Source organism: Kocuria sp. CPCC 205263 (genome assembly GCF_040981075.1).
Classification (GTDB): Bacteria; Actinomycetota; Actinomycetes; order Actinomycetales; family Micrococcaceae; genus Kocuria; species Kocuria rosea.
Genome location: NZ_JAVKPV010000071.1, coordinates 1 through 554, shown reverse-complemented (window position 1 = coordinate 554; position 554 = coordinate 1). Strand labels below are relative to the sequence as shown.

Genomic DNA, 554 nt, shown 5'->3' with positions numbered 1-554 from the left:
AAAGCCCCGCGACCGGCGCGGGGAAATAGAAGGTTACTCGCCGCCACCGACTGGCTGCTCAACGGACCATTTAACGCTGTTCTGCTTGCCGTAGACCTCAACCTGCAGCACTTTGCCTTTCGGTGTGTCAACGGCCTGCAGGCTCCAGCCAGCCAGCACCAGTTCAACTTCTGAAATGCGCTTGTTGGGGAACTTCATGAAGAAGACCACCGTTTTTTTCGCATCGGCGTCACTCAGCAGCGCTTCCTGCACGGTATCGGATGGATCATCAATGAAGACGAGCGTTTTATCCTCGCCCTCACCCATGTCGGCCATGTATTTTGGCTCTTTGTCGATGAGGCGTGTCACTTCGAGGAAGGTGCCTTTTTTCCCCGTGGCCCCAATCCCCATCGCGCTCTGCAGAAGCGCGGCGGTGGTAATGGTTGCACCCTTCTGACCGTAGCGAACCTCGGTACCCGCAGGGAGTACCGCGTACTCTGACGGGGATTTGATTTCTGGATCTGCCATTTACTCTCTCCTGATTGCTAACGCCCTTCGAGGCCCAGCCGGATTTC

At 56.5% G+C, this 554-nt stretch carries 1 protein-coding gene; it reads right to left on the bottom strand.

Features of this window, described 5'->3' with window-relative positions:
* Positions 1–33: 33 nt before the first annotated feature.
* On the bottom strand, positions 34–507 hold the full coding sequence (locus RF647_RS19190) for a hypothetical protein (RefSeq protein ID WP_368813126.1): 474 nt from the start codon (positions 505–507) through the stop codon (positions 34–36).
* Positions 508–554: the final 47 nt, after the last annotated feature.

Bases quoted from the DNA above. Each gene is read 5' to 3' on its own strand.
- RF647_RS19190 (WP_368813126.1), bottom strand. From the start codon at position 507: ATGGCAGATCCAGAAATCAAATCCCCGTCAGAGTACGCGGTACTCCCT.